We start from the raw sequence: 15,674 nt of genomic DNA, 5'->3' as shown, positions 1-15,674 counted from the left end.
TCACCGGCACCAGCCCCGCCAGCGACACCAGACTCTGATCATCGAACACCGCTGACTCCGCGGCGAACCTATGCAAAACTTGCACCCGAAGTGCCGTTCTGAACCGGACCGATCACTGCCTCAACACCAGCGATCTTCCCAGTTCAAAGGGCATTTCTCCATTCACACCACCCCAACCTGACATTAACCGATCGGTGGATCGAGGCTGAGTCTCGACCGGGCCGCCGACCCGGATTTCGGCGCCCATACCGCTCTCCTCGACTCCGGTCGTTACGGCGTCGAACTACTCGCCAACCTGGCCTCGGCACCACCCGCGGGCGCCACCGTGGTCGTCGGCGCGCCCAAACACGTCGGCGGCACCGGGGGGCCGTGCCGTGTGCTCGCGCTGACCTGAACCCGTCTCAGGGCAGCGCGATCGAGAGGCGGTGCCGGAAGACGTCGCCGGGGTCCCACTGTGCCTTCACCTGTTGTAGCCGCGGGTAGTTCTCGCCGTAATAAAAGGTGTGCCAGGGGGTGCCGGAACGGTTGAATCGCGGGTCCGCCAAGTCGGGATCCGGGTAGTTGATATAGCTGCCGCCGTTGTGTGTGTTGGGTACCGGTACCCCTCCGGTATCGGCGTACAGCTCGCGGTACAACTGCCGGGACACCCCGATATGCCGCTCGTCGTCGAGGGGCAGCCGCCAGGCGGCATGGATGAGCATCTTCATGAACGAATCGCGGGCCGGCATGGCGGTGGCACCGGGCGCTACGGCATTGACCGCGCCACCGAACGGCAGGAATTCCAGCGACGATTCGCCGACGAACGCCGGCGAGACGATATGCCGGTAGCAGGTCCGCAACTGCTCGGCGGTGTAGGGCCGGCGCAGGTAGGCGCCCTTGGTCTTGACCCGTGGCGGGTCCGGTGTGCCGGCGTAGTAGACGTGCGCCACGGTATCGGCATAGCTGCGGGCGACCACCGGCGCGACGACCGCACCGGGGATAACACCAGCGCAGACGGTCGCGACGAATTCGTCCACCCGGCCCCGGGCATCGGCCCCGTCGTCGGCCTGGATGATCAACATCTCGCCCAGCCCGGTCAGGTTGGGCCGGAAGCTGATCGGCGCGTACAGGCCGTCGCACCGATTGCCGGGTTCGCGGTGGCGCGCGTAGAAGTCGAGGTAGTTGCTCATGAACCGGACGAAGGAGTCCTCGGTGGTCACCGGCAGGGTGAGCGTGGTGGCCGGTATCGAGTGCGGTGGCCGGGGCAGGGCGGACGCCGGGTCGGATCCATCGGATCCGGGAGAGCGCAGCAGGTAGCGGGTGACGATCCCGAAATTACCGCCGCCCCCGCCGGTATGGGCCCACCACAGATCCCGGTGCGGCCCGTCTCTGGTCGCTGTGACCAGGCCGACGCTGCCGTCGCGTGCCACCGTCACCACTTCCACTCCGTACAGGTGGTCCGCCACCAACCCGTGCTTGCGTGACAGCGGCCCGTAGCCGCCACCGCTGATATGCCCGCCGACGCCGACGGCCCGGCAGATCCCGCCGGGCACGGTCACATTCCAGCGGGCCAGCTCCGCGTACAGCCGCTCCAGGGTGAGGCCGGCGCCCACCGAGAAGGCGTGGTGTTCGGCGTCCCAGTCGACCCGGTCCAGCCGGCGCAGGTCGATGAGCGACTTCGTGTCCGCGCTGTCCACGAAATCCTCGAAGCAATGGCCGCCGGAGCGGGCGGCGATACGCAGGCCGTCCCGGACCGAGTTCGCGACGGCCTGCCGGACGTCCTGCGCGGTGGCCGGTAGATGGATCTGCCGGGGCCGGGCGACATAGCGCCGGTTGTAGCCGCGCATGGTCAGCGTGCGGTACTCGCGTTGCCCGGGCAGGACAGCGGGTGTGGCCTGCGCCGGTGCGCCGCCGGTACCCACGGTGGCGGCACCGAGAGCGGCGGTGGCGAAAAACTGGCGGCGTGACAGCATTTCTCGGCCCCTGGCAGTCGATCCGACGGATTCGCCTGATCACCGTAGCCCTCCACCAGGGGTTTTCGGCGTGGATTCCGCTCCCGGCGACGTCGCGGCCCGGCTGTCGGCGGGCGAATGCGCGCTCGGACAGCCGAGGGCCGACTCCCTTCTTACGCGGCCCGCCGGGCGGCTCTGTGTCATGACTGTGTGTTCGGCGGCGTCCGGTTCAGGTAGTGCGCTTCGAAATGCCGCCACGCGGTATCTGGCGGGACGGGAGCAGCGGAATCGGTGACTGCGGTGAGTAGTCCGACCAAGGCCCACGACAGGGTCGTCACGCCCAGATCGTCGACCTGCGCGCCGGGCCACTCGGCGAAATGTTCACGCAGGATCGTGGCGATACTGTGCCGATAGCCGCGTAGGGCGGTGGCGGACGCCTTGGGACCGATCAGCGGCTGGTACACCTGCGGGTACCCACCGGCGAGCGCCAGCATCACACGGATCGGGGCCCACCGCCCCCGATCCGGTGAGCGGGTGATCTCCGCGCGCAGATGCTCGGCGCAGCTCACCACCAGCAGATCGTCCTTGTCGCGGTAATGGGCGTAGAAGGTGGACCGACCGACATCGGCCCGCGTGATCACATCGCTGACGGTGATGCGGTCGTAGGGCCGTTCCATCATCAATTCGATGAGCGCCCGGTGCAGGGCGTGGCGGGTCTTGCGGACGCGACGGTCCGGTGTCTCCACTGCTTCTCCTCTCTGCCCTGGGTTGATCGCACAGCGTTCGCATTTCTGTCCGGAAACGGACGGATACGCCGGTACTGATCCTGGTCCTCGCAGGGCGGCCCGCAGACGATGAAATCATGACTTCTTCCACTACACCGGCCCGCACACCCATGTTTGTCGACGACCCGGGGACCGGCCTGGTCATCGCGGGTATGCGCCGCTACAACATGTTCACAGCAGTATGGTTTCTCGGCCGGCATCGCCGACTACTCGCCGAAATGGTCCGGATGAGCGGGGCGGGCCCGGGAGACGATGCCGTCGATATCGGATGCGGGCCGGGCAAACTCGTCCGGTCCCTCGGTGCCAGGGTCGGGGCGCGGGGCAGCGTAGCGGGTGTCGACCCGTCCGCCTCTGCCGTCGCCTACAACCAGCGTCGCGACGACCTTCCCAATCACCGTTATATCCAGGCTCCGGCACAGGATCTGCCGCTGCCGGATGCCTCGGTCGACGTGGTGACGTGTACCTTCGTTATGCACCACATTCCCGAGGAGCACCGTGAGGCGGCAATTTCCGAGATGTGGCGGGTGCTACGGCCAGGGGGTCGTTTGCTGTTGGCCGACGCTCACCCGACCCGGTGGATGCTGTTCTTGTTCGGTCGGTCCGCGCGCAGAAACAGCGACCGCGAGCCCCTCGACGCGATCGACGTCCGCCACTACACTCCAGTGTTGCGATCGGTAGGTTTCGCGTATATCGGCCATGTCGTCAGCGGCTACACGACCGGGATCGCGATTGCGGCCAAACCGGATCGATGACGTTGTCTCTCTGGTCCGGTGGTCGGGTTCGTCCGCGCGAGTGAGGTGGTGTCGGACGCGCCGAAGTGTTGATCAGGCCGGATACAGGTGCCGCGAGAATGTCCCCAGCAGTGGTAATTCTGCGGCGTGTGTGACAAATTGGATCCCGTGCCGTCAGCGGGAGGAGGAAGGTTGCTGCGGACTCTTGGAAACCTCGGGATGTGTCCGGGTCCCGAGGGAGACCCCATGAGATGCGCCGGTCTCGAATGCCCTGCCCGCGTGCGCCCGTTTCCGGTTCGGCGTTCGGTGCTGCTGCAGACGAGCGGAGCTCGGCTATGAGGCATCCGAAGACGGTGGAGGCGCTTGCTCTGGGGCGTGCCCTGGTCCATGCGACCGACGATATGCTCGACCGGGTCGGTCGGATACGTGCTCGGCGTCCCTCTCCCAGTGGGCGGGTGATACCGGAGGTCGACGGCAGCGGTCGGCTCACCGATATGTATATCGCTCCCGGAACGATTGCTGCATCGGATCCAGTCGGGCTGGCAGCCGACATCATGGCCGCTGTCCGGGAAAGTACCGACGATGCGTTGCGGCAACACAAGCTCGCCATCCAGGAAACTGTGTGGCCGGACATCCCGAAGGTGCCATGGGTTCGCCGACGTCGCTAGCCGATGGCATACGCGGGCCGCGTACGAAGTCGTGTCCGGAGTGAGCATCATGGAAGAGTCCGGGCCGCAGGCGGGCCATGCTCCGCGGGTCTACGAGGCGTTCAATCCCGACTACTCGGTCGGGGTGGCCTGCGACATCCTGGGTGTGATCGTCGGCGTCCATCTGGGCGACGAGGTCTGGGAGAACACCGATGCCTGGCTGGCTGCCGAAATTGTGCGGGTGGCCCGTTTGGCGCGAGCGAAATCCCAGGTGGGCAAGCGATCGGCGCTGGCGGCAAGGGGGGCGCTGCGTCATGTACTCGACGAGTACGGCTTGCCGACCGAGGATGATTACCGGCGCATGGAAAAGGCCGAGTTCGGCCCCGAATTGTGACTTCAGCGGTCGTTCGGAAGCTCGGTAGCGTCCTCGAAGTCGCATCCCAAGAGTGGGGATACCCGACAATATGCTTGCGGAGCTGTAGACGGGAGAGGATTCGCAGCATGAGCATCTTTCAGCAGCAGCCGGATGATATGCGCACCAGTGGGAGCCGAGACCATGGTGAGGTGCCAGGTCTGCTGGATCGCGCCGCGGACGACCCGGAATGGGAGGCGGCGCTGTACAGGGGTGCAGGTTACGGTGTGCACGCCTATGCTCTCGCGGCTCGCGAGATACGCCGAGCCCGCACTGCGAACTGGACGTACACGGCAGACAAGTATCAAGGCTCCGGTGATACCAAGCTCGGCGGCGCCACCACTTTCGAGAACGCCGACGCAGATGGTGGTGCCAGAGTGGACCCGGGTGCCGCCGACGTGTGACCTGATTCAGGATTCGACGCGGTGACCAGAAATACTTCCATAAGCGATTGCCTTCGGGTGATCGTGGCGCTCAGATATCAGGAGCCGTTCGGGTGACGAACCATAGCGGAACATTCGGCATCGATGACAATACGATGGGCGAGGGTGACTGGATTGTCTCAAAGAACGGTGACTACAAGGTTGGTCTGGAAGACGGACGGCTCGTCGTCAAGGACCGCCACGGCACTATTGTATCGCAGACAGAGGATGTCGGCGCCAATGAAATATATTTCGATGAGGATGATGGTTGGTTAAACGATTCTGTTAACATCTCCCTCGAGAATGACGGCGACGAGAAAAAGAAGCTTCTTTCTCATGAGAATGATGACGGCGCCGGCGGCTCCGATGATATATCGCAGATGGCCATCACCAATGATGGGCGAATTATCTTCGTCAGAGGTGACGAAGCGCTGCCGGACGATTGGGATGGCAATTATCCGGGTGATGACAAGCTAATCACCGGGATCTCGCTGGACGGTCTCGACCGGGTCGCCAGCGATGCAAATCTCCTGCGAGCAACGTTCGGAATCGATTATTTCCCTAAGGGCGCGGACAAACTCAAGGACGACAGCAAGTACGAGGATTTTCCGCTCAAGATCCAAAAACCCCGTGCTACCGGCGGTGTGGAGATCTCTCAGGAACTGTCCCGCTATATCGATCTCAGTAACTATCAGCTTGCCTATCTGACCCATCAAATCGGCACTGGAGACATCAATATACCGAGTTTCCTGTTCAAACCGGAGGAGGAGCACAAAACCAAAAATGACAATCTCGAGGAGGGGTTTGTAAACCAGCTGAAAGAGGCTGCGGGAAAGTCGTACGAATCCGAATCGTTGCTGGCCACTCGATTGGCTCTGATGAAAAGACAATGGGCCGCCGTCGACAAAGGGTTCGGCGACCAGGTTCTCGAGATAGACGAATTCAATCACGAGACGTATCAGAGTATGTATGGTCGAATCCTCGAGCTGAACGAAAAGATCGCGAAGAGCTTGGTCGGGGTGAACGACAATGAGAAGAGCCTCAAGGGCAGCGACGGTAAAACGGTCGATGCTTCGGCGGCGGGCATTCAGCACGCCGTGGAAGAGCAGCCGCTCTACGGATATATAAAAGAGGGCGTAGACGACTGCATCAAGTATGTCAACGACTACGTCGAAGAAATGGAGCGCCTGGCGAAGCAGAATCCGGAGTTCAAGGAGATCATCAATGACGGTCAGCCGCACCCCGGAAACGATCCCGCGAACCCTCCGGCGAATCCGCCCGCGAACCCTCCGGCGAATCCGCCCGCGAATCCGCCCGCGAATCCGCCTGCGAACCCTCCGGCCAACATCCCGGTCAACACTCCCGTGAACACCCCCGTCAATACCCCGGTGAACACTCCCGCCAATACTCCCGCGAACACGCCGGTGAATGCCGACGATGCGCTGAAGGATCTGGACAAGCAGTACGACCAGATCCTGGGCGACACGACCAAGGACAAAACGGATGGTTCCGGTACCACAGGTATCGACGGCGAGCAGTCGCCGTCCGGTGTGACCGGGCAGAACACCGGTGGCGCACCCCAAGCCCAGCCCGCGGTCTCGCCTGCGGCGAGCGGCAGTCCGGATATGAGCGGACTCATGATGGCCGGCATGATCCCGCAGATGCTCAACGGCATGGGTGGGGACCAGGCGGGCAAAGACGGCAAGGGCAAGGACGACAAGGACAAGGACAAGGACGATCCTCGCGGCCAGGGGCCCGAGGTTCCCGCTCCCGGCCAGCCGTCGCCGGGCGTTGTTCCCGGAACGACCGATCAGGGGGCCGGCGCGCAGCCGGTCGTCACCGCGCCCACCGATACCGGCACTCCGCCGGTGGTGACCACGCCCGGCGCGATGGTCGACTACAAGATGCCCGACGGTAAGACCACGATCCAGGTGCCGCAGGCGGTGTCCGACGCGCTGACCCGGCAGCAGGGGAACCCGGCGCTCAACGCGTTCACCGCCTATGAGGGCACGCAGGCCTCCCAGGATATGGGCGGTACCTGGGAGGCCGTCCAGGGAGATCTGAAGACGGGTGACGTGGTGAGGTGGGAGAACCACAGTGCCGTCGTGATCAACGACGGGACGGGTCCGCAGTACTGGAAGGACGGTGTTCTCACCCGGCTGGACCAGAGCGGCGATCTCGACAACATGGGCCACGGCAAGTTCGTGCAGTTCCTCCGCCCACAGGGCTTGGGCGAGGCGGATGTGCAGGCCCCCGGCGTGCCGACGGAGTTGCCGGAGCCGAAGGTCACCCTCGAGACGCCGCAGGCGCCCCCTGCGGTCCAAGCACCGCAAGAACCCAAGTCGACGTGATCGGACCGGCCGGGCGCACAGTACGCGTTCGGCCGACCGGAATGCTGGGGTGGCGGGTGTTAGTCTCCGCTGAGATCGTCAGAGGAGGCCGTCATGAACGCGCTGTTGCTCGTCCTGCTCGTCGTCGCGCTCGTCGTGGCGGGCGTCGCGTTATTTCTGCTGGTACGGAAGAAGAGCGAGCCTCCCGCCGCGGCCGGGCCCGTGGACCCGTTCGCCGACAGGGATTCCGATGCGCTGCGCGGTGACCCGCGCGCGTTGAAGGCCGGGGATATCGTCGATATCTTCGGCGAGACCTACACCGTCCGCGGCTCGTTGCGCCTGAAAGAGGGCGGCTACCAGTGGAGTGAGCATCTGCTGGATACCGCCGGTGGTACGCGGAAATGGCTGTCGGTGGAAGAGGATCCGGATCTCGAGCTGGTGCTGTGGACCGAGACACCCGGAGTCCCGGCGGCGGGCGGAGCGGCGATCGAGTACGACGGGAAGACGTTCCGGCTCGACGAGTCCGGCCGCGCGCAGTACGTCAGCGAGGCGACCACCGGCCTGACCCCGGGGGGAACGGTCACTTACCACGACTATGCCGCCGCGGACGGCACCCGGCTCTCGTTCGAGGATTTCGGTGAATCGGGCAAAAAGGAAGCCGCGATCGGGCAGGTCCTGTACCGGAGTGCGATTATGATCTACCCGCAGTCGTCGAACTGAGCGATAGCTGTGGCACCGGAGGGCCTGTGCGCCGGACGGGGAAGGTTTGTTGTGAGTCGTAAGTCCTGGCTGTTCGCTGCCTGCTGCGTGATCCTCACGGGTGTGCTGGCCGGATGCGGGTCCGATGACGACGATGATGTCGGTGTCCGGTCCTATATCGGGTCGCACTACACACGCGCGCCGAAGCTCGACGAAGCGAACAACGGGACGGCGTACACATCGAACAAGTCGCCGGCGGCGACCGCCGACGACATCACCCAGGGGGTGCGCCAGCTGGACCGGCGCACCGCCGGCGCCACCACCTACCTGCAGTACCGGGACGACATCATCGCGATCTCGCCGAACGGTACCGGGGCCAAGATCCTGCTGGACGATTACCGGACCGGGTACCGGCGGCACCACGGTGCGGTCAGCGTCTTCGGCTGGCCCAGCGACAACACCGGCTTCCGCGGTGGCGGTTCCGGCGACGGAAAGTAGTATCCGCCGCCCGGGTGTCCGGATCCATTCCCAGGAGGAAACAATGCTCGAAGACCTGCCCGCGAACGCCGGTGCCGCGGCCGCCTACTCCGGCCTCGGCATCGTCCTGATGGTGCTGGGGTTCGTCCTGGTGGATGTGCTCACCCCCGGCGACCTGCGTCATCAGATCTGGGTGGAACGCAACCGCAATGCCGCGCTGCTGGTCGCCGCGAACATGCTGGGAGTGGGCATCATCGTCGCCACCGCCATCTGGACCTCCGACGGCGCGATCGGGCAGGCGCTGGTCACCAGCGCGGTGTACGGGGTCATCGGTCTGGTGGCGATGGCGCTGGCGTTCCTGCTGCTGGAGTTCACCACTCCCGGCGAGTTCCGGGGTGTGGTGAACGAGCCCGACCTGCATCCGGGCGTGTGGGTGAGCGCGGCGGTGCACATCGCGGTGGCGGCCGTGGTCGCCTCGGCTCTCACATAAGTTGACGTCGCAGGATTCCGCTACCGGCACCGCCGGGTCCCGGCCCGTCGCGGACGGTCCGGCCGAGATCGCGCGCGTCGACGGCACCGCGCCGCCGGTAACCGGACGGTTCGCGCGGTGGGCTCTGCTCACCACGGTCTTCGTCTGTGCCGCCTGCGGACTGGTGTACGAGTTGTCCCTGGTGACCTTGGGCAGCTATCTGATCGGTGATACCGCCACCCAGGCATCGATCACGCTGAGTGTGATGGTCTGCGCGATGGGGGTCGGCGCGCTGGCCGCGAAACCGCTGCGCCATCGGGCCGCCGTGTCTTTCGTGGTGGTGGAATTGGCGCTCGCGCTGGCGGGCGGTCTCTCGGTGCTCGGCCTGTACGCCGCCTACGCCTGGCTCGACCTGTACACCGCGGCGCTGGTGGCCGCATCCTGCGTGATCGGGGCCCTGGTCGGCGCCGAGATCCCGCTGCTGATGGAGATGCTGCAGCGTATCCGGAAACAGGAGGCGGGCAGCGCGGTGGCCGACCTGTTCGCCGCCGACTATGTGGGTGCCCTGCTCGGCGGTCTGGCGTTTCCGTTCCTGTTGTTGCCGGTGTTCGGGCAGATCCGCGGCAGCCTGATCGTCGGCGTGGTGAACGCGGTGGCCGGGCTGGCGCTGGTGCTCCTCTGGTTCCGCGCCGATCTGTCCCGCCTGGTGCGGGCCGCCCTCGGCGCGGTGACCCTGCTGGTGGCGGCGGTGCTGGTCGGCAGCTATGTCTATGCCGACCGGTTCGAGGCCACCGCCCAGCAGGCACTGTTCGCGTATCCGATCGTCTGGCAGCGGCAGACCGAATACCAGAAGATCGTGCTCACCGAATCGGTGTCACCGTTCGGGACTCGGGACACCCGGTTGTTCCTCAACGGTGATCTGCAGTTCTCGTCGGTGGACGAATACCGCTACCACGAGGCGATGGTGCATCCGACGCTGGCCGGTCCCCGCCGTACGGTGCTGGTCGTCGGCGGCGGCGACGGCCTGGCACTGCGGGAGATACTGGAATACCCCGATGTGGAGTCGGTGACGCTGGTGGAACTGGACCCGGCCGTGATCGAACTCGCCCGCACCGATCCGCGGCTCACCGAACTCAACCGGAATTCTTTCGCCGATCCGCGGGTACGGGTGGTCACGGCCGACGCGTTCTCCTGGTTGCGAACCGCCGGTGCCGACTACGACGCGGTGATCGTCGATCTGCCCGATCCGGACCAGACCTCCATCGCCAAGCTCTATTCCACCGAGTTCTACGCGATGACGGCGCGGGTGCTGGCCCCCGGCGGCACCATGGTGGTGCAGGCGGGTTCACCGTTCTTCGCTCCGCATTCGTACTGGTGCATCGCGGCGACTGTCCGCACCTCCGGCCTGCACATCCTGCCGTACCACGTGGATGTCCCCAGTTTCGGTGACTGGGGTTTCGTCCAGGCGACCCGCGACCCCGAGCCGCGGCTCGCGCTGGACCCGCCGGCTCCGCTGCGGTCGATGGACGAATCGAGCCTGCGGGCCGCGACGATCTTCGCGCCGGATCGCCGGGACACCGGCGAACAGCCGTCGACGCTCATGCATCCGACAATTCTCGAGCTGGCCCGTAAGGAATGGGTGTAGCGGATCAGGCGGGCGGTGCCCAGGACAGCACCGGCCCCAGCGCACGCAGCGCGACGGCGTCCGGGAGCAGGCGCAGCACAGTGTCGCGTACCGGTATCACCCCCGGTAGCGCGAGTTGCAGTGCGGCGCCCATTCGGTGCGACAGCCGAGCCAGCGGTTGTACCCGGGCGCGGCGGATCCGGTCGTATTCGGCGAGCGCACCGGGGATATCGGGTACCCGGTCGAGTGCGGCCGCCAAGGTGACCGCGTCCTCGACGGCCAGGTTCGCGCCCTGGCCCAGGTTCGGGGTCATGGCATGGGCCGCGTCGCCCAGCAACACCACCCGTTCTCGGACATAGGTGTCCAGCGGCGGCAGTTCGTAGATGTCGTGCCGCAGTATCGCCGCCGGGTCGGCCGCCGCCAGCAGCGCCGGAATCGGATCGTGCCAGCTGCCGAATCGGCGGCGTAACTCGTCCAGCTCCCCGTCGGGAACACGCTGTCCGGCCGCAAGGTTCGCGGTGCCGAACATGTACACGCGGCCGTCGCGCAGCGGCGCGATACCGAAACGCTGCCCGCGCCCGAGGGTCTCACCTCCGGCAAGTACCGGCTCGGCCGGGGCGACGATGGTTCGCCAGGCGGTGTAACCGGCGTACACCGGGCGCCGGGCACGCGGCCACAGTGCGGCGCGCAGCGTGCTGTTGATCCCGTCGGCGCCGAGTACCAGGTCGGCCTCGGCGGTCCCGGCGCTGTGCCGCACCCGGACTCCGCGATCGGCGAACTCGACCGCCTCCACCGCACACCCGAACCGCAGGGAGCCGGGGCCGAGCACGGTACGCAGAATGTCCGACAGCTGGTTCCGGTGGATGACCACCAGATCTCCGTAACGGTCGCGGAGGGCGGCGATATCGGTGCGGGCCAGCCAGCGCCCGCCGGGATCGCGCATCCCGCCCTCGGTCGCCGTCAGTGATTGCGCACGGACCGCGGCGCCGGCGCCGATCACATCGAGACCGCGCAGGCCGTTGGGCCACAGGCTCAGTCCCGAACCGGCCGGTTCCGGCCCGGCGGCACGTTCCAGCACGTCGACTCGCCAGCCGCGCTGCCGCAACGCGATCGCGGCCGTGAGCCCCGCGATTCCCGCGCCCACGACCACCGCCCGGCGCTCGGCGCCCACCGGTTCCGCGCTCATCGCCACCTCCGATATCGACCTCCGCCGGTCGCAACGATTATCGTCGCGGGCCGGCGGGGTGGGATCGGCGGCTGCCGGGTCGTTCTCCCGGCCGCCACGTAGCTCGCTCGCGACCCGCCGGGACGTGGTGGGGTGGCGAGGGCCGAATCGTCACGGCGTCCGGCCGACGCCCCTGGGTACGCCGCGGGGCGCGACCGCCGACTCGTGGTCGGCGGTGACCCCGAGGCGAGTCGGCGTGGACCCGGCTCGCCGCCGCACTGCGACCGCGCTACCGCGCCGGGCTCAGCCTCCGGTAACAGCGGGCGCGGAAGGGGAAGTGGGCCCGGGGAGAAGAGGCGGTGCCGAGGACGGGCTGGATGTGGCTGTGGATGTCGGGACGGGCGTCGAGGAAGACACCGGGGGCGGCGAGATCGGTGCGGAGGTGGCAGCCGGTGCGGAGGTGGCGGACGGGGTCGTGCCGGGAGGCGCGGCCGAGGCGGTGGTCCGGGCACGACCGGAGGACGTGGCGATCGCGCTGCCCCGAGGCCGGGCCTGTTCGCTGCTCGCGCTGTTCGCGGCGGCACTCGTCTCCTCGCCGGTGCCGGTGGTTTCGGTCGGGGTCGCCGTGGTGGTCTCGCCGGTGGATGGGGTGGTGGTGGGGGTGCCGGTCCCGGGGTCGGTGGTGGTGGCGGGGGAGGTCGGTGTGCTGGTCGGCTCGGTAGTGGTGGTGGTGGTCGGGGGTGCGGCGACACTGGTGGTCGGCAGTGGAGGTTCGGGAGGCGCGGGCCGTTGCTCGTCCACCGGCTCACCCGCCGGGGTGGTGGGTGCTTGCTCGGCGACAGTGGTCGCCGGTGCGGCCGGGGGTGCGGACGGAGCCATCGGCACCGGATGGGTTTCCGAGTGCGGCGGCACCTGTCGGGCGGGGCCCGGCCGCGGGGCGGGCGGTAGTTCGGCGGCCGGATCGCCCGGTACCGCGGTGGCCGGCACATTCGACGGCGCCGTGGGTGCCGGTGCGTCGGTGACCGTGGTGCCGCCCTCCCGGGTCAGGGCCAGTGCCGACACGCTCACGACCGCGGTCAGCAGCACGGCTACCGCAGCCGAGGTCTTGACGCGGGTACGGGATCGGGTGGCGGACGGGATGTCGTCCGGCGTGCCGAAGGCGAGCGGGGGGCCGGCCGGCCGGAAGTCGCCGGCCGGCCGGAAACTGCTGGGTGGGGTGTCGGCGGGGGCGAAGGTGGCGGGCGGGGTGTCGGCGGGCGAGAAGCCGGCCGATGGGTCATCGGCCGGTGCGATGACAGGCGTCCCGGTCTCCGGGCGTGCGAGGAGGTGCGGTGTGATATCGACCGGCGGGCTGTCCACGCGGGAATCGGGCGCCGGTGGATCGCCGGGCTCCGGATCGTCGCGCGATACGTCGTGCACCGGCGCGGTGACGGCCGACCGGGTGCCCGTTGCCGAGAGACCGGACGGTGCCAGCGCCTGCTGCGCCGCCGCCGCCAATTCCCCGGCCGACCCGTAGCGTTGGTCCGGATCCTTCGCCAGCCCGCGCGCCACCACCTCGTCGAAGGCGGGCGGCAGGCCGGCGGCCGAGGGTAGCGGCGGCCGTTCGGTGAGATGTGCGGCGATCTGCCGCTCCACGCTCTCGCCGGTATACGGTTTCGTACCGGCCAGGCATTCGTAGAGTACGCACGCCAGGGAGTACACATCCGAGCGCGCGTCGATCCGGTCCAGCGTGAGTCGCTCCGGCGCCATATAGGCGAGCGTGCCGATCATCGTGCCGGCGCGGGTGAGTGTGGTGTCCTGACTGCTGCGGGCGATCCCGAAATCGATGAGGTAGGCGAAACCCTCGGCGGTGATCAGGATGTTCGAGGGTTTCACATCCCGGTGTACCACCCCGCCGGCGTGCGCGGCATCGAGCGCGGCGGCGATCTGGGCGACCACGGCGACGGCCTCGGTGGCGGGCAACGATCCCCGATCCGCGAGCAGCGAGGCCAGGTTGGGGGCCTCCACCAGGCGCATCTCCAGGAACAGGCGGCCGTCGATCTCGCCGAAATCGTGGATCGGCACGATATGCGGTTCGTGTAGCCGGGCCACCAGCTGAGCTTCCCGCTGGAAGCGCCGGCGATACACGGTGTCCTGCGCGAATTCTCGCGACAGCACTTTCACCGCCACCATGCGCTGGGTACCGGTGTCGTAGGCGCGGTGTACTTCCCCCATGGCGCCCGCCCCCAGTGGATCGAGCAGTCGGTAGCGACCGAACTCTGTACCTTCCACACCTTCCACGAGCTACGGATACCACATCCGGTGACCGATCACAGCACCCCGGCGCCGCGAATGAGGGTGGAATCACGCCCGGATCAGCGCTTTTCGGTCAGCCGCCGGGTTCGTCGCGCCCCATGGACCCGGGGTCGCCCAGCGGCTCGACCGGCGGGTCCGCGAACACCGTGGCCGCGTTTCCGGTGGCCAGCCGTGCCGCCGCGCTCGCGGCCACCCGGAGCGCGAACCGGCCGGTATCCGGGTCGACCGCGATCAGACCGTATTCGCGGTCGACCTCGTCCTCGGCCAGTCCCAGCTCACGCAGGGCGTCGGCCAGGCCCGAACCCGGGGGAAGCGAGACGGTCAGCAGCGGCATGCCCCCGAGGCTACGCGCGGGCCGCCGCTTTCTGCAGCTCCGCGAGCAGCGCCCGGGGTTCGACGATGCCGTACCCGTAGTCGTAGTCGAATCCGGCGCCCGCCCGATCCGCCGCGGTGCCGCGCAACAGTTCCCGCAAGCGGGCCGGCGGTATCTCGGTCGCCGTCCATCGGGTGCGGAAGGCGGCGACCACTCCGGCGAGAACCGGGCAGGCGGCGGAGGTCCCGGTATCCGGCGCGTCGGCACCGAAGGCGGTGGAACCCAGGAAATGTGAGTAGGCGCAGAGATCGGGTTTGTGCTCGGCGAGCCGGCCGGGACCCTGCGACGAGTAGCCGACCCGCTGCCCGCCGGTGTCGACGCCACCGACCGACAGCACGGCCGGATGCGAATTCGCGCCGGTGATGGGCCGCTCGGGGTAGGCGCAGCGTCCGTCGGGGCAGTCGCGTCCACAGTTCCCGGCGGCGAAGAGGATATCGGCGCCCGCGGCGTCCAGGGCGGCGACGATCACGTTGAACGGGTGGTCGGGATTGTCGGAGTAGTTGCCCGGGTCGCCGACCGGGAAACCCACTGCGGCGCGAACGAACCCCAGCTGTTGCTGACCACCAGGGCGCGGCGGTCCGCCGGCTGCGCGGTCAGCACGGTACGCAGATGGGCGAACGCGGCGAGCGCGTCCGAGAGCAGACCGTCCATCCGGCTGCCGCCGTCCCGCGTGCTCCGCAGGAGCGGGATATCGAGGAAAGTGGCCTGTGGCGCGGCGATGAGCGCGTCGAAGGCGCACATGGTGCCGTGGTCGACCGGGAATTCGCCGGCGGTGCCGCGAACCCCCGCGGGATTCCAGCTGCGGGAGGTGTCGATCGCGATCGCGGCGCCCGCGGCCCCTCGCACCGCCGCGGCATTGATCCCGGTGTCCAGGACGGCCACGGCCACGCCCGCCCCCGTCAGTCCCGCGGCGGTGAGTTCGTCACGGCCGAGCCGGGCGGCGACATCGGTCCAGGTGCCGACCGGGCCGGTATCCCCACAGGTGAGCACCGGTTCGATCACCGGATCAGCGAACACCCCCGTGACGCCCGGTGCGCCCGCCACCGCGGCCCGGGCGGCCGGGTCGTCGTCGGGGATCTCACCGCGCACCACATACGAGCCGCCGTCCCCGCGCGTATCGCTGGCCGCCGTGGCGGCGGGGACGGAGACGGGGCCGTAGCCGGTGTCGACGGTGAGACCGGGGACCTCGCCGGTGAGCGCGGCGGCGGATATTCCGGCCGCGGAATCCGTTGCGGCGGAGACCAGTTCAGGGGAGGGGCGGAGCTCGATGAGGACTCGCATCCCGCCATAGTGCCCCGGGAGCCGGTGGACGGC

General features: G+C 67.8%; 15 protein-coding genes and 1 pseudogene. 9 read left to right on the top strand and 7 right to left on the bottom strand.

Annotation, left to right across the window (positions count from 1 at the left end; genetic code table 11):
* Window positions 1–205 precede the first annotated feature (205 nt).
* Window positions 206–394, top strand: a pseudogene (locus ABZV91_RS15100) (cyclase family protein); the annotation flags it as partial.
* A 7-nt stretch (window positions 395–401) separates the two neighbouring features.
* On the opposite strand, the gene ABZV91_RS15095 reads toward ABZV91_RS15100, so the two are convergent.
* A complete protein-coding gene (locus tag ABZV91_RS15095; RefSeq protein WP_355241012.1) occupies window positions 402–1,952 on the bottom strand; it encodes an FAD-binding protein in 1,551 nt (516 codons plus the stop codon).
* 179 nt (window positions 1,953–2,131) lie between these two features.
* On the bottom strand, window positions 2,132–2,677 hold the full coding sequence (locus ABZV91_RS15090; RefSeq protein ID WP_355241009.1) for a TetR/AcrR family transcriptional regulator: 546 nt from the start codon (window positions 2,675–2,677) through the stop codon (window positions 2,132–2,134).
* Window positions 2,678–2,793: 116 nt separating this feature from the next.
* Here ABZV91_RS15090 and ABZV91_RS15085 point away from each other — a divergent pair, with 116 nt between their 5' ends.
* The 8 genes from ABZV91_RS15085 (at window position 2,794) to ABZV91_RS15050 (ending at window position 10,548) form a co-directional block, all read left to right on the top strand.
* The gene (locus ABZV91_RS15085; protein WP_355241006.1) at window positions 2,794–3,468 is read left to right on the top strand and encodes a class I SAM-dependent methyltransferase; all 675 of its coding nucleotides are present in this window, start codon (window positions 2,794–2,796) and stop codon (window positions 3,466–3,468) included.
* A gap of 696 nt (window positions 3,469–4,164) precedes the next feature.
* Window positions 4,165–4,488 (top strand): hypothetical protein, encoded by a 324-nt coding sequence (locus ABZV91_RS15080; protein ID WP_355241003.1) that lies wholly within the window; start codon window positions 4,165–4,167, stop codon window positions 4,486–4,488.
* A 107-nt stretch (window positions 4,489–4,595) separates the two neighbouring features.
* Window positions 4,596–4,910, top strand: a complete 315-nt coding sequence (locus ABZV91_RS15075) for a hypothetical protein (protein ID WP_355241001.1) — start codon at window positions 4,596–4,598, stop codon at window positions 4,908–4,910.
* Window positions 4,911–5,002: 92 nt separating this feature from the next.
* Window positions 5,003–7,279 (top strand): hypothetical protein, encoded by a 2,277-nt coding sequence (locus tag ABZV91_RS15070; RefSeq protein ID WP_355240998.1) that lies wholly within the window; start codon window positions 5,003–5,005, stop codon window positions 7,277–7,279.
* A 93-nt stretch (window positions 7,280–7,372) separates the two neighbouring features.
* On the top strand, window positions 7,373–7,978 hold the full coding sequence (locus tag ABZV91_RS15065; protein WP_355240995.1) for a DUF4178 domain-containing protein: 606 nt from the start codon (window positions 7,373–7,375) through the stop codon (window positions 7,976–7,978).
* A 51-nt stretch (window positions 7,979–8,029) separates the two neighbouring features.
* Complete coding sequence (locus tag ABZV91_RS15060) at window positions 8,030–8,455, top strand: DUF4247 domain-containing protein (RefSeq protein WP_355240992.1); 426 nt, start codon at window positions 8,030–8,032, stop codon at window positions 8,453–8,455.
* A gap of 43 nt (window positions 8,456–8,498) precedes the next feature.
* On the top strand, window positions 8,499–8,924 hold the full coding sequence (locus ABZV91_RS15055) for a DUF350 domain-containing protein (RefSeq protein ID WP_355240989.1): 426 nt from the start codon (window positions 8,499–8,501) through the stop codon (window positions 8,922–8,924).
* 67 nt (window positions 8,925–8,991) lie between these two features.
* On the top strand, window positions 8,992–10,548 hold the full coding sequence (locus ABZV91_RS15050) for a polyamine aminopropyltransferase (protein WP_355241015.1): 1,557 nt from the start codon (window positions 8,992–8,994) through the stop codon (window positions 10,546–10,548).
* Between the two features lie 4 nt (window positions 10,549–10,552).
* Here ABZV91_RS15050 and ABZV91_RS15045 read toward each other — a convergent pair whose 3' ends face one another.
* The 5 genes from ABZV91_RS15045 to ABZV91_RS15025 form a co-directional block, all read right to left on the bottom strand.
* The gene (locus ABZV91_RS15045; RefSeq protein WP_355240986.1) at window positions 10,553–11,713 is read right to left on the bottom strand and encodes an FAD-dependent oxidoreductase; all 1,161 of its coding nucleotides are present in this window, start codon (window positions 11,711–11,713) and stop codon (window positions 10,553–10,555) included.
* A gap of 282 nt (window positions 11,714–11,995) precedes the next feature.
* Entirely contained in the window at window positions 11,996–13,963 is a 1,968-nt protein-coding gene (locus tag ABZV91_RS15040) for a protein kinase (RefSeq protein WP_355240983.1), read from the bottom strand.
* 97 nt (window positions 13,964–14,060) lie between these two features.
* Window positions 14,061–14,321, bottom strand: a complete 261-nt coding sequence (locus ABZV91_RS15035; protein WP_355240980.1) for a hypothetical protein — start codon at window positions 14,319–14,321, stop codon at window positions 14,061–14,063.
* 10 nt (window positions 14,322–14,331) lie between these two features.
* Entirely contained in the window at window positions 14,332–14,889 is a 558-nt protein-coding gene (locus tag ABZV91_RS15030; protein ID WP_355240977.1) for a S8 family serine peptidase, read from the bottom strand.
* Entirely contained in the window at window positions 14,826–15,641 is an 816-nt protein-coding gene (locus ABZV91_RS15025; RefSeq protein WP_355240975.1) for a hypothetical protein, read from the bottom strand. Before ABZV91_RS15025 ends, ABZV91_RS15030 begins: the two co-directional genes overlap by 64 nt.
* Between the last annotated feature and the right edge of the window lie 33 nt (window positions 15,642–15,674).

This window comes from Nocardia sp. NPDC004568 (assembly GCF_040609955.1).
GTDB lineage: Bacteria > Actinomycetota > Actinomycetes > Mycobacteriales > Mycobacteriaceae > Nocardia.
This window is presented reverse-complemented; position numbering and strand designations above follow the sequence as displayed.